Consider the following 23,006-nt stretch of genomic DNA (forward strand, 5'->3'; position numbering starts at 1 on the left):
ACAACGCGACGTGCGCACCGGCAGCACGCCGGCCCGATCCAGCACCGCCGCGAGCGATGCCGCGGCGGCGTGCAGCTCGCCATAGGTGGATGCGCGATCGCCTTCCAGTACTGCGAGCGCGTCCGCCGGCTGCGACCACAGAAGCGTTGCCGCCGGAGCGGTCACGATGGGCGGGGGTGCGGCCGTATCGATTGCCGCATCCGTACGCAGCAGGTCGGCCACGCGGCACTCCGGCGTCTCCACCACGTGCAACAAGGTCAAGGCGGTGAACTCCAACATGGCCGCTGTCGCCTCGGGCGCGATACGCGAAGCATCCAACAGCGCTTCCAGACGTAACTGTTGGCGATCGGACACACGCAGGGTGAGCGCGTAATGATTGGCGGAGCGGGTTTCGCGCACGTGCAGCCGGAACGGCAGGTCGGCCATATCCATCGCCGGAAAATTCTCGACCACCAACAAGCTGGAAAACGCCTGTTCTGCCGACAGGCCGCTGTCTTGCAGCACGTCGGCGAGCGCGACGACGTCGTTGGCGGCGATCTCCACCATCTGTTCGCGCAGCTTGGCAAGCCAATCGCTGGCCGATTTTTCCGGGTCGATACGAAGGCGCAACGGCAGGGTGTTGATGAATACGCCCACCATGCTTTCGACACCCGGCAGGTCGGCCGGACGGCCGGAGCGCGTCACGCCCAGCACCACGTCATCGCTGTTGCCATAGCGCGCGACGGCCAGGCCCCAGGCCAGGCTGAGCAATTCACTGAGCGTGCAGCCATGCTCGCGGCAGAACGTGCGTACCTGGGCGCTATCCGCGTCGGAAAGCGCGAATACGCACTCCTCTCGGCGCCCCGGCGTATCGGGCTGTTCCGGAGACGGCAACGCCACCGCGCCTTGGTAGCCGGCAAGTCGTTCGCGCCACCACTCGCGCTGCGCGGACAGGTCTTGCCGGTCGCGCCACGCCAGATAGCGGGCGAAGTCCGGCGCCGGCGCCACCTTCGGCACCGCACCGCGCGCGGCCGTGCGGTAGTGCTCGAGTATCTGCGACACCAGCAGCGGCGTGCTCCAACCGTCGACGATCAGGTGATGGATACTCCATACCAGCCAGTAACGCCCTTTGCCACGGACGAACAGGCACATCCGCGCCAGCGGGGGCTCGGCCAGATCGACGCTGCGTGCCTGATCTTCTTCGAGCCACGCGCGCAACGCGGCTTCTTGAGCGCCGTCCTCCAACGCGGACCAATCGATGACCTGCCAAGGTGCTGTGGCCTTGGTGATGACCAACTGGTGCGGCAGCGAGATTCCTTCCCATAGCATCGCCGTACGCAGCATGGGTTGGCAGGCGACCGTGGCTTGCCAGCCGCGCGCCAGCGCATTCACGTCGACATCGCCTTCGAGTTCCGCCACGGTCTGCTGGAAATAGGGATCGCGACCGCTACGGCGGAGGCTTTCCACCAACACGCCGCGTTGCAGCGGAGTCAGAGGGAACGCACGCTCGATCGCCTGGCCATCCGCTCGCGCAGCCAGCACAGTGAACTCGTGCCCAGGTAACCTCATCTGAGGCAGATCGCTCGGCGTCAACCTCCCCTGCCCCGGTCGCAGGCAATGGGCGATAAGGTTCTTCAGTTCATCGGCGAATGCGTCGGCCCAACGTTGGATCGTCGAGGCATCGAAGGCTTCGCCGGCGTAGTTCCATGCCAGTTCGAGACGCGCGCCGACGACACGTGCGTTGATTTCCAGTAAGACATCGGGCGGATTGTCGGCGCCGTTACTGGAGGGCAGCGCCTGCGCATCGAGTTCAAAGCCTGGATGCCCGCCGGTATCCACCACACCGTGATAGTTGAACAACACCTGCCCTGGGGGTTGCTCGGTGAGATGACCGGCGGCACACAACGGGAGGTATTCCAGGCCGCGTTGTTGAACGGCCCGGATCTGTTCCTTGAGCGCGACGATATCGTCGGCCAGCGTGCCGCCCGACAACATCAACGGCAACGGATGCACCGCGGTAAACCAACCCAACACGGACGACCAGTCGCGCTCGGCAAGTACATCGCGGCCATGGCGCTCGCGATCGATCCGCACACGGAGCTTTCCGGCTTGTGCAGAAAGCGCACGCGCAAGCGCAATCAGCAGCAACTCGTCGGTATGGCAGCGATAGGCGGTACCGGCTCGTTCCAGCAGCTCCGCGGTCAATGTTGCGTCGAAACGCTGCATGCGACGTTCGACATTGCCCTGACGCGCTTCCGACAGCGCGATGACTCGATCCTGCGGTAGCCATGTCGCCGACTCGCCATCCACCTCCCGCCAAAAATCGGCATCGAAATCGCCCGCATCGGCTGCGTGCGTCAATGCAGCGACGTAGTCTGCATAGGTGGCCGTGCGAGCGCCCGGCTGCCAGTCCTCGCCACGGGCGAATGCCGCGAGGCCATCAAAGAGCTCGCCGATCAACAGGCGCCATGACACGCCATCGATGATCAGATGATGAGCGCAGACCAGCAAGCGTTCGCCATCATCGCACTGGGCCAGAGCCACGACGGCCAGTGGCCCCCGCAGCGGCGTCTGTCGTTGCAGGACTTCCAGCGCACCAGGTACGAGTGCGTCCGCATCGCCCCGCCCTCGCCAGTCGAAACGCACGACGGCAGGCGCCGGACCCGGCGCGGCCACGGATTGACACCAGTCGTCGCCCTCGCGCTGGAAACTTGCCCGCAACAGGTCGTGACGCTGCCACAGCCGATCCCATACCCGGGCCAGATGTGCGGGATTCGCCGGCTGCTTCAACCGCAACACCAGATACTGGTGGTAGAGATCGGGTTGCCGCGAGTGTGCGGCGAAGAACCAGCGCTGGATAGGACTCAGTGGTACGACACCATGCAAAGGCGCTATTTCTGGCGCTTTCGCCTGCGTCGAAGCCAACTGGCCCGCGAGTTCGGCCACGGTCTGATACTCGAACATCAGCTTGGGCGTAACCTCATATCCGCGCTCTCGCAGTCGTGCGATCACTTGCAGGCTGCGGATCGAATCGCCGCCAAGACGGAAGAAGTTATCGTGCAGCCCGACGACAGGCCGCTGAAGCACTTCGGCCCAGACGGTCGCCACCGCGCGCTCGGCGTCGCTACGCGGCTCGATGAACACATCAGCCGCGATGGGTGCCGGCTCCGGCAAGGCATGACGATCGATCTTGCCGGCGGCGTTACGCGGCAGCGGCTTCAGCACAATGAACTGCGTGGGCACCATATGCGTCGGCAACTGCGCCGCGAGAAGGCGCCGCCAAACAGTTTCTTCGTTTTGCGAGGCTTCCAACCACGCCACCAGGCGCTGTTCTGCTCCTTGGCCTACCACACCGGCAGCTACAGCGGCCACGCCGGGCAGGTCCATCAGGTGCTTCTCGACTTCTTCCAGTTCGATCCGGTACCCGCGCAACTTGATCTGGAAGTCGTCGCGACCGATGAAATCGAGCTGCTCGTCCGCCGACAGGCGCACACGGTCACCGCTGCGATATACACGTGCCCTCTCACCGGACGGCAGCGCCAAGGTGACAAATCGCTCTTCGGTCAAGGCGGGCAACGCGTGATAGCCATCGGCAAGCACGCCCCCCAGCGCAAGCTCGCCGGGCACGTTGCGTGGCGCGAGACGCCCGTGGGCATCCAGCACCATGGCGAGACGTCCGGGCAATACGCGCCCAAGCGGAATCGGCCCGGACTCCTGGCCGACTGGATGCATATGACTGGTGATCACCGCTTCGGTCGGGCCATAGGCGTTGATCAATTCGCAACGTTCGTTCAAGCCCAGCTCACGCCAGCGTCGCGCCAATGTCAGCGGCAGTACATCACCGCCGACCACGATGCAACGCAATGCAGTGGTATTCCAGTCGCGGGCGGTGGTCGCGGCCACCACTGCATTGGCATAGGCAGGCGCCAGATCGGTGACGGTAATCTGCTCCGCCGTGGCGACATCCAGGAAGCGTTCCGGTTCCGGCAGATCGCCGGTCTGCGCGACCACGCAGGCGCCGACCGACCAAGCCGCGAGCATCTGTTCCAGGGTGGTGTCGACCGCTGGATTGGTCAGATGCAGAACCCGGTCTTCGGCATGCAGATGAAGAGTCTGCGAAATGGTGGCGATATGCTCGGCCAACGCGGCATGCGAGACTGCGACGCCCTTGGCTGCGCCAGTCGAGCCTGAGGTGTAAAGCAAGTAGGCGATGTTGCCTTTGCAATGCGCAACGGCGTCCACTTCACCTGGCCCGGTAAATCGCGCATCGTCCACGGCGACTGCTGTTCCCGCGTCAAAGCGGGACAGCAAGGCCGCCGTCGTCACCACCAACGCCGCGCCGCTGTCGGCCACGATCGCGCGCGTGCGCGCTTCGGGCCAATCGGGATCGAGCGGTACGACCGTATAGCCAACGAGCCAGGCGCCGAGCCAGGTCGCGTACCAATCCACACACCGCGGCAGGCACAAGGCAACTACCCGTGCCGCACTGCTTGACGAGTGCCGTTGCAGCCATTGGCCGCGTGCATGCGCCGCTCGCATCAATTCGTCATAGCGCAACGGGTGGACGGCCTCCAGCGCCACGCGGTCGGGGTGGCGTCGCGCCACTTCTGCAATCGTTTCCAGCACCGTGGAGCTGGAAGCGTGCCCTTCCACACGTCGGTCGTCGAGCGCGGTTTGCTCGGCCGGGAGCGGCCACGCCAGTGCCGGTTGCGCCGGTGCGTCGAGCATTGCGTCGAGCGCTTCAAAGTAGTGCGCGGCCAAGCGTTCGATCATGGCTTGGTCGAACAGCGCGGTGTTGTATTCCCAGACTGCGCTCATGTCGTCCTCGCCGATAAGCACTTCCAGGGTCAACTCGTGCTTGGCGACCTCATCCGGTACGGGCAGTGAACATGCCTGCACGCCATCCAGATCAAGGACGATGTCAGCGTCGTGACGTAGTGCGAACATCAGCTGGAACAACGGTGCATGCCGACTGCTTCGCTCCACTTCAAGCAGTTCCAGTACGCGTTCCAATGGCAGATCCTGGTGTTCCAATGCCGCCAGTTGCTGGTCGCGGCAGCGCATAACCAAGGTGGCAAAGTCCGGGTCATCGTGCAGTTGCGTGCGCAACACGACGGTATTGACGAACAGGCCAACCAGCGGCTCAAACTCGGCGCGTGTGCGTCCTGCCACCGGCGTGCCGACCAACAAGTCGTCGCCCGCGCCAAAGCGGGCCAGTAGTGCGACGTAAGCAGCGTGCAGCACATGGAACGGTGTTGCACGACAACCGCGCGCATAGTCGGAGACGCGCTCGGCCAGTCCTGTGGGGAACGGCAACCGCCACTTCGCACCTGCCAGTCCGAGTTGCGCCGGCCGCTCGCGATCCAGCAACAGCCCATGCAGACGTGGGGCGTCCATCAGTGTCTGGCGCCAGAAGGCTTCCGCCGTGACGTGCCGATCGAGCGTATCGCGTTGCCAACGCGCGTAGTCACCGTATTGGCACGGCAGCGGTGCAAGTATGGCCGGCGCTCCCGTGCACTCGGCTCGGTAAAGCGCGCTCAGCTCGCGAGTCAGCACGGCCAACGACACGCCATCGCAGGCGATGTGGTGTACGACGACTTGCAGCCACGCATGAGCCTCGCCACGCGCGACCAGCTGTACCCGCAGCGGCCGTTCTCGATCCAGTGCGAATGGTTGGCGCTGGAATGCGGCCACCGCCATTCTGGCTTTCGCTTCGTCTCGCAACTCGATCCTTTCCAGCGCGAACGGCGTTTCGGTCGCGACTGCGGTTCGTCCATCGAGCAGCCGACGATCCAACACCTGATGCCGTGCCAATAAGCCAGTGACGGCACGTTCGAGCGCGTCGGCATCCAGCGGGCCATGCAGCTCAAACAGTGCACTCAGATGATAAGCAGTGCTGCCCGGCTCGAATTGCTCCAGGAACCACAACCGCTCCTGCGCCAGCGAGAGCGGCGCAGCTTCATCCAGAGCGCTGGTGGCGATGGGCTGGATGCGCCAATCGTCGGCGCCTTGATCGGCCGCCGATAACAGTGCGATCAGTTCCGTGCGGCAAGCGCCGATGGCGCTTCGCAGTTCGTCGTCCAGTGGCGCGCGTGTGGCCTTGTAACCCAGGCGTCCGTTTTCCACATGCAATACGATGCCGGCGCGCCGGGCGCATTCGAGAATTTCAAGAGCGGTCATAGGAATCCAGACTCGATGATCGGCTCTGCGCTTTCCGTGCTGGCCTGAACGGCGAACAAGGCGTCGATCAACTGCGCCTGCTCGCGGATGGTGGTGGTGGCAAATAGGCGACGTAGATCCAGACGCAGCTCGAATTCCTGTGCGATCAGACCCGCCAACCGGGTGGCCAGTAGTGAATGGCCGCCCAAGGCGAAGAAGTCGTCGATCACGCCAATGGGGTCGCGGTTGAACAGCGTCTGCCAGAGACGTTGCAGGCGCTGCTCGGTGGCGCTGCGCGGCATCTCCGGCGCGATTGGTCGCAATACGTCCTCGACCTGCCCCGCCAATGCACGCCGGTCGATCTTGCGGCTTGGGGTCTGCGGCAAAGTATCGACACACTCGATGTGCGCCGGGATCAGGTGAGACGGCAGGCGATCGCGCAATGCCGACCGCAACGTTGCGGGTGCGGCCTTGCCTTGCACGAAGGCCACGAGGCAGGCGTTATCGCTTCCGTGGCGATGCACCAGAACCACGGCTTCGTCGACCTCGTCCTGCTTGCGCAACACAGCTTCGATCTCGGCCAGCTCTATTCGCTGGCCGCGGATCTTGACCTGTGAATCACGCCGACCGAGGAACTCCAGTCGACCGTCCTCAAGCAATCGGACCCGATCGCCGGTGGCGTAGAGACGAATGCCCGCGAGCGGGCCGTGCTTCGGCGTGCGGAACGCGGCAGCGGTCTCCTCGGGCAGACCTTGGTATCCGCTGGCCAAGTAGGCGCCTGCCAGATGCAGTTCGCCCACCAGCCCCGGGCGGCAAGGTTGACCGGCCCAGTCAAGCACATGGCATTGGGCATGCGGCAGCGGCCTGCCTAGCGTGATCTTTCGACCCGGCACGAACCGGTCGGCCGTAACGATGACGGACGCCTCGGTAGGGCCATACGCGTTGTGGAACGTGCGCCCTTCGCCCCAGCGTGCAGCCAACTCGTCCGGGCACACATCGCCGGCCAGCAGCACATGGCGCAGACTCGACAGCGGCGGAGGCGTTAGCGGCGCGAGCACTGCCGGTTGGGCGATCAGGTGCGTGATCGCCTTGTCGGCCAGGTAATCGAGCAACTGTTCGCCCGAGCGGGTGGCCTCGCGCGCAATGAGCTGCAAGCAAGCGCCCTGCGTCCATGCACACAGCCATTCCAGCACCGACATGTCGAAGTACAGACCGGTGAACTGCAGCACTCGATCGCCAGGCGCCGCCGGCAGCAGTGATTGCGTCGCCAGCATCAGGTGCAGCGGGCCGCGATGCGGCACCACGACGCCTTTGGGCTGGCCGGTGGAGCCGGACGTGTAGATCAGGTACGCGGCCGAATCGGCATCGTGCTCGCAACGCGGGTTGGTGTCGGGTTGGTGTGCAAGCACTTCATCGAACGCGGCGTCGTCCAGATCGATGACCGAACCGTTGAAATCACTCGTGCATTCACCCACCGTTCCGCACGCCAACACCAGCCGGCACTGCGCATCGTCGAGAATGAAGGCGATGCGGGCCGCGGGATATTCGGGATCGAGTGGGACATATGCGCCACCGGCCTTGAGCACCGCCAGCAGCGCTACCGTGATGGCGACGCTGCGGTCGGCCACCAAACCCACACGCACGCCCGGGCCGACACCGCACTCGCGCAGATGGTGGGCCAGTTGGTTCGCCCTCCGATTGAGTGCGGCGTAACTCAGCGTCGCGCCCTCGCCCGCCAGCGCCGGCAAGTCGGGGAAAGCTTCCACTACACGCTCGACGCACTGCGCCAACGAGTCGGATTCGGTGTCGTGGGCGAAGCGAGGTGTCTCGCCCTGTCCCAAAGCGATCCATCGCGGCCACTCCCGCGCGGGAACCAGACCGCAACCGGCCACCGGGTTCTCGACACACTGCGCGAACTCGCGCAGCAATCGCTGCCAGTCGGCCAACACGCTATCGACAAACTCATCATCCACCTCCGCGCGCTGGCTTTGCAGCAGCACATGGAGACTTTCGTCTTCCGGCGTAAGCTGAACCAACAGCGGAAAATGGGTAGCGCTGGTGGCGTGCACGCGTTCGCAGATCACACCGTCGCCAAGCGACACCGTGTTGTCGAAGCGAATGTTCTCGATCACCAGCAGGCTACGGAACAGCACCGCACCATTGGAATAACCCGCCGCGGCAGCGATCTGCGCCAGCGGCAAACGATCGTGCGCCTGCAGTGCAAAGCTTTGATCACGAACCTGCAGGCACAGCTGAGCAAGCGTTTGTTCCGCCCGCAGGCGCACGCGCATCGGCACAGTGTTGATAAACAAGCCGGCCATCCGGTCCGCCTGTGCCAGCGCGGGCGGTCGACCGCTCACGGTCAGGCCGAAGCAGACGTCCGCGCTGTTGGTGTAACGACTCAGCAGCACCGCCCACACAGCTTGCAACACGCTGGCCACTGGCACCTGCAGACGGGCAGCGCACTCACGTAGCGCTCGGGTCTCGGATGCGCCCAGGCGTGCCTCGGTGACATACGTTCCAGTGGCCGGTGTCGCGGCTACGGGGAGTTCTTTTCCGCCCTGATGGTCGAGCAACTGCTCGCGCCAGAAGCGAATCTCCGGCTCCGATGGTTGTGTCTCAAGCCAAGCGATGTAATCGCGATACCGGGGCGCTGCCGGCAAACGCTCACCACGATAGAGCGCGGCCAGCTCTTCCAGCAGCAGCACGGCGCTCCAGCGGTCGATGATGAGGTGATGCACGGTGAAGATGAGCCAAGTCTCCTCCCGTCCTGCGACTACGGCATACAGCCGTACCAGTCCCGGCTCGTCCAGTACGAAAGGCTTGGCGCGCTCGGATTCGCACAACAACGAGAGCTCGCGCTGGATCCAGGCGCTGTCGTGCGCCGAGCAGTCTTGTTCCCGCCAAGCGTCCGTTGGCTGCGTTCGCAACCATTGCACCGGCCGGCTGGCGTGTTCCCAGTCGAAGCCCAGACGGAGGCTCTCATGGCGCTCCTGCAGGGTTTGCCACGCCGCACGCAGGCTTGCTAGATCGAGATCGCCGTTCAGGTGCAAAACCTGCTGACTGACGTAATGGCCAGACTCCGGCGATGCCAACGCGTTATATAGCAGGCCCTCCTGTAGTGGCGAGAGGGGAAACGCTTCCACCGCATCGGAACGTGCATGACGCAGTTGTTCACGGTCCTCCGACGATATCAGTGCGAAAGGCTCGAGATCGGTGGATGGCTGCTCCATCGATCGAGGCCCGTACTGCGCAAGATCGGCGGCCAGCGTCGCAACGGTGCGATGCTCGAGCAACCGCAAAGGGCTGATGTCCAATCCCTTATTGCGCGCCGCTGCGACCAGCTTCAATGCCGCGATCGAATCCCCACCCAGCGCGAAAAAGTCCGCATCTGCCGCGACGTGGTCGAGTTGGAGGACTTCGCACCACAACCCGCGCAGGCGCTCGCGAAGATTCGCGTCCGGTCGAATGCGTTCGGCCAGCTCGCGCAGCGTCGGCGTTTCGACGAGCATCGCGGGCGTCATTGTCATGCCATGCTTGCGCGCTTCCGCCACAAGCCTGAGTGCATCGATCGAGTCTCCGCCCAGGGAGAAGAACGACGAATCAGGCCCCAGTTCAATGCCCGGAAACAACGGCTGCCACAAGGCGACCAGGCGGAGTTCGAACTCATCCAGCGTGGCAATCTCGCCACCCGCCTCCACCGGCGCGTCGAGCAAGGCGCACAACGCCGCGCGATCCACCTTGCCATTCGCCGTGACAGGGATCACTTCCACGCGCAGGCACCGCACAGGGAGCAGATAGTCAGGCAGGCTGGCGCGCAGAGCCGCAAGCGGGTCGATATGCTCACCTCGATAGCACGCCATGAGGCGCGCGCCATTGCCCCCTTCCTGGACGATCACCACTGCCTGTTCGACACCTTCCAGCGACCGTAGACGTTGTTCGATTTCACCGGGCTCGACCCGGTAGCCGCGGATCTTCACCTGATCGTCCATGCGGCCGAGGAACACCAGTTCTCCACTGGCCAGACGCCGCACCCGATCGCCGCTGCGATACATCCTTGCCTGCGGATCACGCGGGTCGGGCAAGAACCGCTCTGCCGTCAAGTCATCGCGCTTCCAATAGCCATTGGCGACGCCAGCACCGCCGATGTACAGCTCGCCAATGCCACCGCGCGGGACTGGAGACCCGCGTGCGTCGAGCACCAGCGTGTGATAGCCCGGCAGCGGGGTGCCGATCGCGACCGATGGCGTACCACGTGTCGCTTGGGCCACATCGATGCAGGTGGCGCCTACCGTAGTCTCGGTCGGCCCGTAGTGGTTGAAGACACGGCATTGCGGCGACAGAGCGCCAACTCGCTCGACCAGAGTCCAGGGTAATGCTTCGCCGCCGCAGATCAGCACCTCTCGTGGCAGCACACGCTGTGGCCGGTCGACCACCAGCAGCGCCTGCAGATGCGATGGCACGATCTTGAGCACATCGACCGGATGTCGCTCCAGATGCTCCGCAAGCTGATTCGGGTCGCGCCCCCACTCATCGCCGATCAATCGGAATGCGCGACCGCTCAGTAACGCACCGAACAACGACGTATGCCCGAGATCGGCCGATACCGTTGCGAGTGTGGTGAAAACCGCATCTTCACTAGGGCGCACGCGTTCCAGCATGCCAGTCACGTAGCCACACAGATTCGCGTGCGTCACCGCGACGCCCTTCGGCTGGCCCGTGGAACCCGATGTATAGATCAGATAGGCCAGCGCATCCGGATCGTGGGCAATCGGTCGATAAGGTGCTGGCGAGAGCGTATCGAGCACTTGCCATTGCGCGGTCTCCGGTAACCAGGACGGTCGCGCGCCTTCGCCGAGCACCAAGCGGGCGCCACTGTCTTCGACCATGAATCCGAGTCGCTCATCCGGCAGTTGCATGTCCAGCGCCAGCCACGCCTGGCCCGCGTACCAGGCCGCGAGCATGGCCGTGACCTGGGCGGCGCTTCGCGGCAGTGCCACGGCGACGACGTCACCGCCATGCGCTTGCAACGCACCGGCAAGATTGCGCGCACGGGCACGCAGAGTCTCGAAATCGACAGTTCGGTCGCTTTCCAGTAGAGCTATCCGCGTCCCGGGCGTGGCCTCGATTCGCGCAATCGCATGAGTCGGGCCTGCATCGATATCAGCGCCGCTCTCTCCGGGTTGCGGCTGCCCACCCCATGTGACCGCGCCCACGTTCAATCCCGGCTCCCGTACAACCGCCGCGAGCAGATCCGAATAGCCCAGCAGCCATTCCTGCGCCGTCTCGGATGCATACAGCGCGTCGTTGTAGCCGATCTGGCAACGCAGCCGGTCACCGTCCTCGAACACCGTCAGGATCAATTCGTGCGCCGCACCGCGCATGCCCATGTGCAGCACTTCCAGCCCAAGCGCATCACCCCATTCGTGACGCGCCTGCGAGTAGGTAAAAAAGTGCTGAAACAGAGATGCCTGGTCCGCGCGACGGGGTATCGCCAAATCTTCCAGCAGTTGTGCCAGTGGGTAGCGTTGATGCCGCCGCGAAGCCTCCAGTTGCGACTTCAACATCGCCACAAGCTCGATGAACGAGCTGTCGGCATGCATTTGCGCACGTACCGCCATTGGATTGGCGAGGTATCCGACGATGCTGCGGTGGCGGGCGCCATGGCGTCCAAGGGTTGGCGTACCCACGACAAAATCATCCTGGCCACTCAGCTTCCAGAGCCATAGCAGGTACGTGGCAAGCAGGATCGTGTAGGGCGTGACCTGGAGTTCAGCAGCGAGCGAGCGGACACGCATACAGAGCGCCGCGGGTAACTCGTGATCCAGACGCTCGCCGGTCCACGTCCGCTGTGCGGGCCGAGCAAAATCTATTGGCAGATCCAATGCGACCGGCGCGTCCTGCAACAGTTGCTGCCAATAGGCGAGCGAGTTCTTCCCACGTGCTGAAACGAGATACTCAGCGCATTCGCGTTGCCAATGCTCATAGTCGCTGGTCGGCGCATTCACCGGCTGCTTCTGCAGCTCGCAGACGAGTTCTCTGACAAGCACCTCCGCGGAATAAAAGTCCGCAATGATGTGATGCAGCACCAAGGACACCAGCAGACGATCGCCCACACGAACAGTGCTGGCGCGCATCACCTCACCTTGCTCAAGTGCGAATGGCGCGTCGGCCTCGTCAAGCAGCGCGCTGCGAGCGGTCTCGAAAGTTTCGACAGGCGCGAAATGTCGCCACTTGTTGGCATGCACGGCTTCGATCCGATAGCAAGGCTCGCCCTCCCGCTCGCCAAACCGAGCGCGCAACATTGGATGGCGATCGCACAGACGCTCACAAGCCGCAATCAATTGCGCCTCGGTTACATCGCCACTCAAGTCAAGCACCGCGGCACAGTGCCATGCCGCGCTGGTGGGTGTCACGCGATAGAGAAACCACAATGAGCGCGCATTACCGGCGAGCGGTCGCCAGTCGAAAAAGTCGGGCAATGTATGGAGTAGCGCATCAAGCTCCGACTGCTGCGCCGTGAGCACCCTCTGCATGTCCGCACCCGGTGTCGGAGCATTGTTCGATGCCGGCGTCCACACGCCGTCGTGTCTTGTCAGTACGCCGCCACGTCGCCAGTAGTCGGCCAAAATTGCAGACAGCATTGTGCCTCCCGGTTAATCAGGATCGCCGGCGCAAGCCGGAAAGGAGCGCCCACATGGACGCGGAGCTGGCTGGCAGCCGTCAGGCCGCTAGCTGTTCGAGCTCATCGAGCGAGAATGGCTCGGCAAGGGAAACCACCACTTTGCGCTCGCCTTCGAACGGCTCGCGAGCGTGCGCGGCCAACATGTTGTCGAGCATCACGATGTCGCCCGGCCGCCACGGAAATTTCACCGATTCTTCGGCCATCACGCCGCGGATGTGCTCGAGCACGCTGTCTTCGAGCGGCGTGCCATCGCCATAGAACACATGCCTTGGCAGGTTGCGCGCATCGCCGAGGATGTCCAGCAACATAGCCATCACTTCCGCGCCCTGGCTCGAGGCATGGAACAGATGCGCCTGGTTGAACCACACTGGCACCTTGGTCACTGGATGCCATGCCGTACCTTGCACCAGTTGCTCCGTGCGCAGTTGCTTGTCGTTGATCCACTGCACATTAATGCCGTTTTCATGGCAGAAGTTCTCCACATCGCCGCGCGACTCCGTGCCAAAGGTCTGTTGCCACGACAGGTCCATCCCCGTGCCGTAATTGCGCACGTAGAGCAGATGCATGCGTTCGAAACGCTCACGGATGGCCGGATCGATCCGTTCGTAGATGCGCCGGCTATCCGCGACGGGTGTCTCCCCGCCAACCGGGCTTGCAATTACGCAATGCAACCAGATCTTCATCGGCCAGGCCGTTGTGTAGGCCTGCTCGTTATGCAGCGGTATGGATCGGTTCTTCGGGAACTCGGTCGAGGTATAGACACCTTTCGTCAGCATGGAGCGTTGACTGGACCCGAACTCATAACTGATCGGCGGATGTCCAAAGCTCCGGACGAAGCCATCGAACACATTGAGGTCAGCCACCGAGAACCCACGAAACAACATACCAGCGTGCCTATACAGCAGCCGATCGGTCAGTCGACCGATGTCAGCGATCGCATTTTCGATTGAACTACCCGTTTCGACGGGCTCCACCAGCAAAGGAAAGCGTCGTGCCGCATCAACACAGCTCACCTGCAAAGTAGTGAGATCCGCTGTGGCTCCCGCCAATGCTGCGTCGTCCAACGGCCTGAAGTCATCCGCCATCCCAACACCTCTCCAAAGTGGACTGATTCGGAGTACACTACACTAAATTAAGAATGATTGTCATTTGCATTTGAAGAAATGTGACGTAGGTTCAATACAGCGCCCCAAGCTGATCTGCCTGCCCTACGCAGGTGGGAGCCAATATGTGTTTACACCCTGGATCCAGGCGCTGGAAGGACGCATCGATGTCATCGCACCGGAGCTCCCGGGACGAGGGCGCCGCATCATGGAAGCTCCCAAGACGCGGCTGCGCGATGTAGTTCACTGGCTGTCGAACGAACTGCACGACGTGCTGCATGGCGACTTCGCATTGTGGGGGCATAGCATGGGTGCGCTGCTAGCCTATGAACTTGCACGCACGCTGGCCGCGAATGAACGGGCAATGCCGCGCCACTTGTTCCTTTCGGGCGCTCGTCCGCCCCAACTGCCACGTCACACCGAGCGCTATCACGAGCTCGATGACGCCGCACTTGCATCAAAGCTGTCGCAAATGAATGGCACGCCGGTGGAAGTTCTCGCCGATAGTGATCTGATGGCCTTGATCCTGCCCACGGTGCGCGCCGACTTTGCCATCTGCGAAACCTATCACTGGCATCCCGATCCACACACTCTGCATGTGCCCATGACGGTCATCGGTGGCGACCAGGACCCGGATATCCCGGTGGCCAAGCTTCAGGGGTGGCGCAGTTGTACGAATGGCCCCGTTTCCATCATCGAAATGGCCGGCCATCACTTCTTCCTACGCGATCAGGTCGAGGCGATTACCGATGTCCTTGTCGAGACACTCATTTCGCCGACGCCACTCCGTACCGCAGGTTAGCGCCTTGCAGATTGTCCCGCGCCAACCAGCGCGCTGCCATGGCGCAGCTTGCCGCCAATCCCATACATAACATATGGACTAGTGCTACCGCGCCATCGCCATCGCCGATGGCAGCCATCAGCGCCTTGCCGAAACGCAGCCAGTCGAGCAATGGCAACAGGGCGAACAGCACAGCTGCGGCTAACAGAAGGCAAATCAAGGCGTGTCGCGGCCTTCGCACCCACCACCCCACAAAAGGGCCTGCCAGAAGTATGGTGGCGAACGCGCCGATCACCCAATCCATCCGCGTTGCCGCATCGATAGGTATCAATCGCGTCGTCCACATGGCAACCGCCATTGCCAGAATCACCCCACCACAGCTTCCGACGCTCAATGCAGCGACCAGACGCAGCCCGCGTGGTGGCTTGCGTTGTGCAAGGCGTTTTTCCAGCCATAACAGATTACCGGTCGCAATCAACAGGCAACTGGCGAGTGCGAGGATGAAATAGAGCAAGCGCAGCGCCAATCCACCGAAGTCGCCATAGTGCAAACGGAAGACTACTTCGTAGCCATGCGCGAGTGCATTCGCCTTGGCCGGATGCAGCGCTCGCAAGATCGTTCGATCATGGACCTGATAAGTGATCTGCCCCGTTCGTGCGAACGAACCGACACCGTGACCGTGGACGGTCAGCATCGCGTTACGGTCGCCGAAGTGGTGAACGGACACTCGCAGCGGTTCGAGGCCAAACTGTTGCTCAGCGTCGTGGATCAACCCATCCGATCCGCGCAATACCATCGGCTCGCCTGCTACCGGGACCTGTAACGCCGGTGGAAACAGCAAGGTCATAAGCGGTTGCGAATTGCCATCCAACCGCCCCCAGACGATCACGAGACTGATCAACAACGCCAGGTTCAAGATCGTGCCGGTGAACGCCATCAGCAGGTGGAAGGGGAATCCGAATACGCCCACCGAGTTGTGCAGATCGAGCCAGCGCATTCGCGGACGCTTCCAGCGGATCGAAGTCAGCGAAGCCCAACTCAGCTTGGGCCAATACAGTACGAGACCGGTTACCAGCCCCAGGAAGAAAATAAAAGTCACCAAACCGACCAGATAATGCCCTAACGGCAGGTAAAGTTCCTTGTGGAATTCCTCCAGAAACTCTCCCAAGCCGGTAAGCTCCGGCGCAGGCAACAGCTTGCCGGTGACCGGGTGGAATGCATCGGCGCGGTAGTAGTCACCCTCGTCGTCGTAGACGAACACCTGATAGTAGGCGCTCAATCGACCGGGCAGCAGCACTTCGATATGTGGATCGCGCACTGTCGAAGGTACCTGGGTGGCCGCCAGCACGCTGTCGAGACTCGCCACCGCGCGCCCCTGGCTGCCAAGGTACTCCGGCGCCTTTTCCCATAGGTCGATCTCGCGCTTGAACATGGTCAGCGCGCCGGTGAAGAACACCAGGAACAGTACCCAGGAACCGATCAGCCCCAGCCAACTGTGCGAGATCAAAAGCCCTGCCAGGCCGCCTGACGTCTTCGGCCTAGGTCGCATACATCACCGCGTTGATCACGATCGAAGGCACTGCGAGCACCCCCAGCCCGGCCCAGGCACGTGCGGACGTGCGGACGTGATAGCAGTAAAAGGCCAACGCCACCCACAGCGGGAATGCGGCAAGCAGGATCCACAGCAGAACGACATCGAACTGCACGAACGACAGCCAAGCCAGGTTGAGCATGAGCGTAGCGGTCACCACCGCCCCGCCGAGCAGCGCGGCTGCACTCCGGGCCCACATCGACTACACCGCTTCCACGCGCATCATTGCAGCGCTCCTGGTGCATTGCCCGGCTCGTCCAACGTGTACCAGAGCAGATTCGGACTCGCCCCGGAAGGTACCGCAACGCAAAGCGAATACTCGCCGACCTGGCGGCTGATGACAGTCCAGGCATCGCCCGCGATCTTGGCGTGCCCCCGATCTCCAACCCACACACTCACATCCACATCGCGAGGTTCACGGAGAAAACCCGCCCCCTCCCCTTTCAACACGGCCTCCTTGGCAGTCCACAGGCGGTAAAACCCTTTGGTAGTCGCCCCCTCTCTATGCCACAGCTCGATCTCGGCGGGATGGAAGACGATCGAAGCCAATGCCGCGAAATCGACGGAAGAGTCCCGCCACTGGATGTCGACGCCGACCGGGCACATCGCCACCGCCATCGCGAAGGCATCCTCGCTGTGACTGATATTGAACTGCAGTGGCGCCTCGGGAGCGCACGGCTCCGCCAGGTACGGCTTTCCGCTCGACTGGTGCCGGAACGCGAGTTGCTCAGGTCTTGCATGTCCACAGTAGCTTCCAAGAATCCGTCGCTTGAGCGAATGCGCGCGCAAGCTGCGATCGCGGTCGCGCGCATGCAGCAGGCGCGCGATGGCCGCCGCTTCGTCCCGATCCACGCAGGGAGCCACTGCAACAGCCGTTATCGCGAACCAGACATCCAGCCACGTCTCTCGTACCGCATGCCTCTGCCCGCGCCCAAGAGTGCGGGAAGAGACAGCTGCGACATGATCGAGACGGTTCACACTAGCCGCTTAGAACTGGTAAGCCACCGAGAACAGTGCCGTCCTCGGGGAGCCGATGTTGACACTGGGAGCAAAACGGTCGCCGTCCGAGGCGTAGTACCAAGTCCTGTCGGTGATATTCTTGAGCGCCAGTTGGAAGCGCAGGCTGCTGCTGTCACCGACGGGCAGGTAGTACCAGGCGGTGGCGTCCCACAGGGTGTACGACGGAATGATCCAGGTGTTGTCATCGTTGCCAAAGCGTCTGGATACGTAGTTGACACCCGCACCAAAGCCGAACCCCTTGAGTGATCCATCGCGGAACTCATAGGTACCCCACACGTTGCCGCTGCGCGGCGCGACGTTGCCATTGGTCTTCCCCAGCAGCGTTGGGTCCAGATCCTTGGTGACTGCGTAGTCAAAATCCGAGTAGCTGGCGATCAGGTTGAAACCTTCGGTCAGGCGCACCGTGACATCGAACTCGATGCCCTTGGAGCGCGCCTCGCCAATGAAACGGAAGCGGTCGTTGGTGCCGTTGAAATCCGGATTGAAAGTCGGGATATTGGTCTTACGCAGATTGAACCAACTCAAGGTGAACTGCACGCGGTCATCCAACAGATGACCCTTCAGGCCACCTTCCCACTGCTCGCCCGTCTGGGGCCTGGAGTTCGGGTCGTAATTGAAGAACGGGTGGACGGTGAACGACGTAGCTCGGCTACCGTACAGCGCCAGACCATCGACGAACTCCCACGAAGCCCCCAATTGGTATGAATTGTCACTCCACTGACGATCGGCAGTCATGGCCGGACCATTCGGCTGCCCTTTGGCATAGGGCTGGTTGTAACTGGCCACCCGATACCAGTCCCGGCGCAATCCCGCGGTCAGCAGTACGCGTTCAGTCGGCTTCATCACGCTCTGCACGTACAACCCACGATAGTTGTAGTTGTAACTGCGCTGCCGGCTCCTGATCAGCCCGCCCGATTGCAGATTGCCGTAAATCGGATTGAAAACGTTGAACAACGGCCCATCGGTATAGATGTTGACCGTCTCGATGTGCCCGTTGAACGCGCCTTCGCTGGTATTGGTGTAGCCGCCGTCGGTGCCGACGACGAAGCTGTATTTATCGTACTGGCCAGTCAGACGCAGGTTGTACTGGCCAGAGGTACCATTGAAGGGATCATTGCTGGTGACATTGCGGATCAGGGTGCCAGCGGGAATTGCACGGCCGCCAATCACGGTGTCTTCAGCATAGTAATCCCTGGCGCGCACTTGCAGGTCACGCGAGTTGGTCTTCTGATGAGCATAGCCAACTTGCACGTCCCAATGTGTGCCAAAGTCGTGACGGTATTGCAGGTCAGCCGTATGGCCGGTCGACCAGCTGTTCTCCCACGCTTCGCCGAAGGTGCGCGAGCGTGGCGTGCGCACGATCCGACGTTCGCCATTGAAGCTGCCGACAATCGCACCGCGATCGATCGGCAGGGTCTCGTTGAAATAGTTGTAAGTGAAGCGCAGCTCGTCGCTGTCGGTGGGACGCCAGATCAGACTCGGCGAGACGAACGTACGTTTGACCTTGTGGCCGTTACGGAAGGTATCGGAGTTCTCGTAGGAAGCCGCCAGCCGATACAACAAGCTGCCATCGGCGTTGAGCGGACCCGTGAAATCCCCCATGATATGGCGTTTGCCGTACTCGTCGACGGTCAGCTCCGTGTAGCGCCGGGCCTCGGCCTTCGGCCGTTTGGTGACGATGTTGACCACGCCACCGGGCTCGATCGCGCCAAACAGCAGCGAAGCGGGGCCCTTCAGTACCTCGATGCGTTCAATGTCAGTCGTCGAGTTGCGCTGGTTGAACGTCAGCCTGCGACCATCGCGATAGATCGTTTCAGCGCGGAAACCGCGCAGGAACACGTCGTCGTAGGTCCCTCCAAAGCCGTGCCCACGACTGACGCCGCTGACATTCTTGAGGGCTTCGTCAAGTTGCGTGATCTTCTGATCCAGCAGGATCTGCTCGGGCAGGACAACGACGTTGCGAGGCGTTTTGAACACCGACGCGTCAATACCCAGCGCTGCCGACGAGCCGTCCCTGTTGTAGCGGGCGGGATTGGTGCCGACTACGGTGATGGTGTCGAGGGTGGTCACTTCGCTGGTAGAGACAGCGGGCACCCCGTCGGGATCGTGGACCGGATCGGCCGCCAGCGCCAACTGCGGCATCAAGGCCGAGACCAGTACAGCAAGAGTTCTTTTCCGCAGCTTCATTTACTCGCCTGAACAGCTTGAGAGGAGAGCATTATCCATACAAATGCGAATCATTATCAAGCACCCGGGGCAGATGGCTCGCCAATTCTTCTTAAAGCATTGAGCCTTAGAGCTTGGTCCGACCACATTCCCATCTGATGCTCGTTGAATCGGCCGAGCACGGTACTGCTTAAGCGACAGTGCGACCTACCTCCCCTACTTCGGATGCGCGTTTACTTGCGCCAAGCGCGTGTTGACTGGCCCGCCGCCCGCCATCCGTGGCCACTCGGGCAAGGCGTGATTCATGCCACCCGCCGCATTGGCGGACGCACGCCGTAAGTGCCCCAGCGCCATAGCCACTCCAGCGGGCCATGACGGAAATGCGCGAACCAGACATGGCTGAAGGCCACCAGCACCGCGAACACCGCCAACACGTACAGCGGCTGCCAGGCACGCGGCAACTGGCCGAACCACCCCAGTCCGTAACCATAGAAGATCCATGTGCTGATCAACGATTGCAGCAGGTAAATGGTCAAGGCCATCCGACCCGCCGGCGCCAACCAGGACAGTGCCGATGGGTGGCGATGAAACAGCAGCACAATGGCCGCGAAATACCCCAGGCACATCCACAACTGCGCAACCCACGCCAGCAGGATGCCGGCAATCCCCCGCCAGTGAGCGATGTCGCCAATATCCGGCGCCAGCCAGGCCGCCAGCACCATCAGCGGCAATCCGAGCCCCAGGCCGAACATGGCCATGCGCCGGTAATCCAGCCAATGCCCGGCGATATCGGCAATGGCTCCGCGTTTCACCCAAGCCATGCCAAGCAGGAACATGCCAAAGAGAAGCGGGCCGATCTGAACCAACCCGAACATCACCACCAGGAGATCCCACAACCGCTGCCCGGTGGCAACGCGGAAGCTCCCCTCGCCATAGGCGCTGGCCTGCGCCGCCATCGTGGCCGCCCGTATCTCGGCAAGCGAATCTCCCGCACCGGCACCGCCCGGACCGATCAACAGCCACAGGCCCCAGACCAGCATCGCCAGCGCCACGCCATAGAAGACAAGGCCGAATCGCCATAGCCAGCGCGCGGATCCCTCCCGGAACAGCGGCAACAGCAAACCGACCAGCGCATAGCTCAGCAGCACATCGCCCGGCCAGACCAGCGTGGCGTGCAGCAGGCCGATCACGCCCAGCAAGGCGAGCCGGCGAAGGTAGACGACGGTCTCCACCCGTTCGGCCAACAGGGCGAAACCGATGCCGAACAGGAACGAGAACAGCGTATAGAACTTGCCCTGGACCAGCACGTAGATCAGCGCGTCGACCTGCCGGTCGATGCCGTCGAGCGAAAGGTCGATGCCGCCCTGACTCCGCGCCAGCGTATCGGCCATCCCTTCGATATTCATCAGGAAGATGCCGAACAGCGCAAAGCCACGGACGACATCCAGCGCCGCGACCCGCGTTTGCGGCGGTGTCGGGCCGCAGGACTGCGACGGAATCGACACCGGCCTTGGTTCCATCAGTGCTGGTGACCGCCCTCGCCGTGGACGTGGCCGTGCTCAAGCTCCTCCTTGCTGGCCTCGCGCACTTCGACGATTTCGATCTCGAAGTCGAGGTCCTTCCCCGCCATCGGATGGTTGAGGTCGACATCCACCGTGGTCATGCCGACCTTTTCGATAGTGACCGCGCGCGGGCCGAAATTGGTGTTCAGCACCACCTGCATACCCGGTGCCAGTTTCGCGCCCTGGAAATGCTTCTTCGGCACGCGCTGGGACAGCCCTTCGCGACGTTCGCCATAAGCTTCGCCGGCAACCACTTCGACACTGAACTTGTCACCGGCCTCGTGGCCTTCCATCGCCTTTTCCAGCCCCGGAATGATGTTGCCATGACCAATCAGCACCGCCAGCGGCTCACCATTTTCGTGCGAGTTCTCCACCGGCGCCCGCCCCTTCTCGGCAACGGAATAATGGAAACGGACGGCCCGGTCTTTTTCAATCTTCATGAAATACTCGCAGTAAGCACTTGAAAGTGAAGGAGGAATGGGTTCAAACTTGCGCCGATACCGGCTCAGGGAAACCCGTATGACCGCCCATTATCCCGGCAGCATGCAAGCGACGCCAGCGCGGCACCCATGCCTGGGCTTACTGCCCTTGCTGCTGATCCTCGCCGCCCCGGCCAGCCCGGCCGCGGAAAACGGCCCCGCCGCCACGCCCGGCACCGGCGTCACGCTCGATCGTGCGATGCTCGCCAACGCCGTGCTGATGCGCGCCATCAGCCTGGTCGGCACGCCCTATGTCTGGGGTGGCAACACACCCGAAAGCGGCTTCGACTGTAGCGGGCTGGTCAACTACGTGTTCCGCGACATGCTGGATCTGCGCCTGCCGCGCACCTCGCGCGAATTATCGGCACTGGCGGCGCCCGCGGTGGACGACACCGGCCTGGCCACCGGCGACCTGGTGTTCTTCGCCAGCGGCGGCGTGGTCACGCATGTCGGCATCTACGTCGGCGATGGCCGCTTCATCCACGCCCCGCGCACCGGAGGCACGGTACGGATGGAACAGCTCGACGGCCGCTACTGGCAGGCCCGCTATGCCGGTGCCCGGCGCGTACTGGCCAGCTTGAAATAAATGAGGGCTATCGGTCATGTAAATGAAGGCGGAATGGCAGCCCGGTGAGCCAAAAGTCAATTTTTGTGACAATAATCACGCAAATTAACCTTAATTTAACGAAAACAGAACAACTCTTACCACGCGTATCGGCAAACTCACCGCTGATTTAGCACAGTGAAGACCGCGTGATGAAGTCAAAGCTTCTCCCCGGCCGCTCCGGCGCCCAGCAAGACGCTTCCCGCAAGACCCGATTCCTTCCGGTTTCCGCCATCGTTCTCCTGGCCGCGCTTTCCGCGCCGGCGATGGCCGCCACCGATCTCCCCGCTGTACGCGGCACCGATGTCCAGACCCTACAGACGGCCGCCGCCAGCAAATCGGTCATGGCCAGTTTCGACAACTCCGCGGTACCCGACAACATCGTGCTGATGCCCATGGGCAACGCCGCCCAAGTCACCAACGCCCCCACCCAAAATCGCGTACAAAAGTTGCTGAAGGGCGCGCTCGCCCTGCTCGGCACCCCCTACCGCTGGGGCGGTACCGGCACCGACGGCTTCGATTGCAGCGGCTTGGTCGGCTACGTGTTCCGTACCGCGTTGGGCGTGGAGCTGCCGCGCGTCTCTCGCGAAATGGCCACCCGTGGCGAACGCGTCAACCGCGACCAGATGAACGAAGGCGACCTGGTGTTCTTCAGCCGCAGCGGCCGCCGCATCGACCACGTCGGCATTTACCTCGGCAACGGCCAGTTCGTCCATGCCCCGCGTACCGGCAAGGACGTGATGGTCTCACGGATGGATACCGGCTACTGGTCCGGCAAATTCATGCAGGCGCGCCGCGTCGCCACCCACGGCTGAGCCACCCCACCCCGCGATCGTTTTGAGGCCGCCGAAAGGCGGCCTTCTCGTTCCAAAACCAC

At 62.6% G+C, this 23,006-nt stretch carries 12 protein-coding genes; 3 read left to right on the forward strand and 9 right to left on the reverse strand.

Annotation, left to right across the window (positions count from 1 at the left end):
- The 3 genes from EBB59_RS06765 to EBB59_RS06775 form a co-directional block, all read right to left on the reverse strand.
- Window positions 1-6,159: non-ribosomal peptide synthetase (locus EBB59_RS06765; RefSeq protein ID WP_122101399.1), on the reverse strand; the 6,159-nt coding region annotated here is incomplete at its 3' end.
- Window positions 6,156-12,674: a non-ribosomal peptide synthetase gene (locus tag EBB59_RS06770; RefSeq protein WP_158601734.1), complete on the reverse strand. Its 6,519-nt coding sequence runs from the start codon at window positions 12,672-12,674 to the stop codon at window positions 6,156-6,158. The genes EBB59_RS06770 and EBB59_RS06765, both read right to left, overlap by 4 nt.
- 187 nt (window positions 12,675-12,861) lie before the next feature.
- Window positions 12,862-13,908: a TauD/TfdA family dioxygenase gene (locus tag EBB59_RS06775; RefSeq protein WP_122101401.1), complete on the reverse strand. Its 1,047-nt coding sequence runs from the start codon at window positions 13,906-13,908 to the stop codon at window positions 12,862-12,864.
- A gap of 64 nt (window positions 13,909-13,972) precedes the next feature.
- Here EBB59_RS06775 and EBB59_RS06780 point away from each other — a divergent pair, with 64 nt between their 5' ends.
- Entirely contained in the window at window positions 13,973-14,728 is a 756-nt protein-coding gene (locus EBB59_RS06780; protein ID WP_158601735.1) for a thioesterase II family protein, read from the forward strand.
- Here EBB59_RS06780 and EBB59_RS06785 read toward each other — a convergent pair.
- The 6 genes from EBB59_RS06785 to EBB59_RS06810 all read right to left on the reverse strand — a co-directional run bounded on the left by EBB59_RS06785 (window position 14,694) and on the right by EBB59_RS06810 (window position 21,486).
- The gene (locus tag EBB59_RS06785; RefSeq protein ID WP_158601736.1) at window positions 14,694-16,214 is read right to left on the reverse strand and encodes a PepSY-associated TM helix domain-containing protein; all 1,521 of its coding nucleotides are present in this window, start codon (window positions 16,212-16,214) and stop codon (window positions 14,694-14,696) included. The two genes, EBB59_RS06780 and EBB59_RS06785, sit on opposite strands and share 35 nt — an antisense overlap.
- A gap of 31 nt (window positions 16,215-16,245) precedes the next feature.
- A complete protein-coding gene (locus tag EBB59_RS06790; RefSeq protein ID WP_158601737.1) occupies window positions 16,246-16,455 on the reverse strand; it encodes a hypothetical protein in 210 nt (69 codons plus the stop codon).
- Between the two features lie 65 nt (window positions 16,456-16,520).
- Complete coding sequence (locus tag EBB59_RS06795; protein WP_122101405.1) at window positions 16,521-17,150, reverse strand: 4'-phosphopantetheinyl transferase family protein; 630 nt, start codon at window positions 17,148-17,150, stop codon at window positions 16,521-16,523.
- A gap of 135 nt (window positions 17,151-17,285) precedes the next feature.
- A complete protein-coding gene (locus EBB59_RS06800) occupies window positions 17,286-19,505 on the reverse strand; it encodes a TonB-dependent siderophore receptor (protein WP_122101406.1) in 2,220 nt (739 codons plus the stop codon).
- Between the two features lie 281 nt (window positions 19,506-19,786).
- Entirely contained in the window at window positions 19,787-20,989 is a 1,203-nt protein-coding gene (locus tag EBB59_RS06805; protein WP_245979122.1) for a DUF418 domain-containing protein, read from the reverse strand.
- A gap of 14 nt (window positions 20,990-21,003) precedes the next feature.
- The gene (locus EBB59_RS06810) at window positions 21,004-21,486 is read right to left on the reverse strand and encodes an FKBP-type peptidyl-prolyl cis-trans isomerase (RefSeq protein WP_122101408.1); all 483 of its coding nucleotides are present in this window, start codon (window positions 21,484-21,486) and stop codon (window positions 21,004-21,006) included.
- A 79-nt stretch (window positions 21,487-21,565) separates the two neighbouring features.
- On the opposite strand from EBB59_RS06810, the gene EBB59_RS06815 reads away from it, so the two are divergent.
- Both EBB59_RS06815 and EBB59_RS06820 read left to right on the forward strand, forming a co-directional pair.
- The gene (locus EBB59_RS06815) at window positions 21,566-22,111 is read left to right on the forward strand and encodes a C40 family peptidase (RefSeq protein WP_122101409.1); all 546 of its coding nucleotides are present in this window, start codon (window positions 21,566-21,568) and stop codon (window positions 22,109-22,111) included.
- A 170-nt stretch (window positions 22,112-22,281) separates the two neighbouring features.
- A complete protein-coding gene (locus tag EBB59_RS06820) occupies window positions 22,282-22,944 on the forward strand; it encodes a C40 family peptidase (protein ID WP_122101410.1) in 663 nt (220 codons plus the stop codon).
- Window positions 22,945-23,006: the final 62 nt, after the last annotated feature.

The sequence above is a fragment of the Solilutibacter pythonis genome (genome assembly GCF_003697345.1).
GTDB classification, from domain to species: Bacteria; Pseudomonadota; Gammaproteobacteria; order Xanthomonadales; family Xanthomonadaceae; genus Solilutibacter; species Solilutibacter pythonis.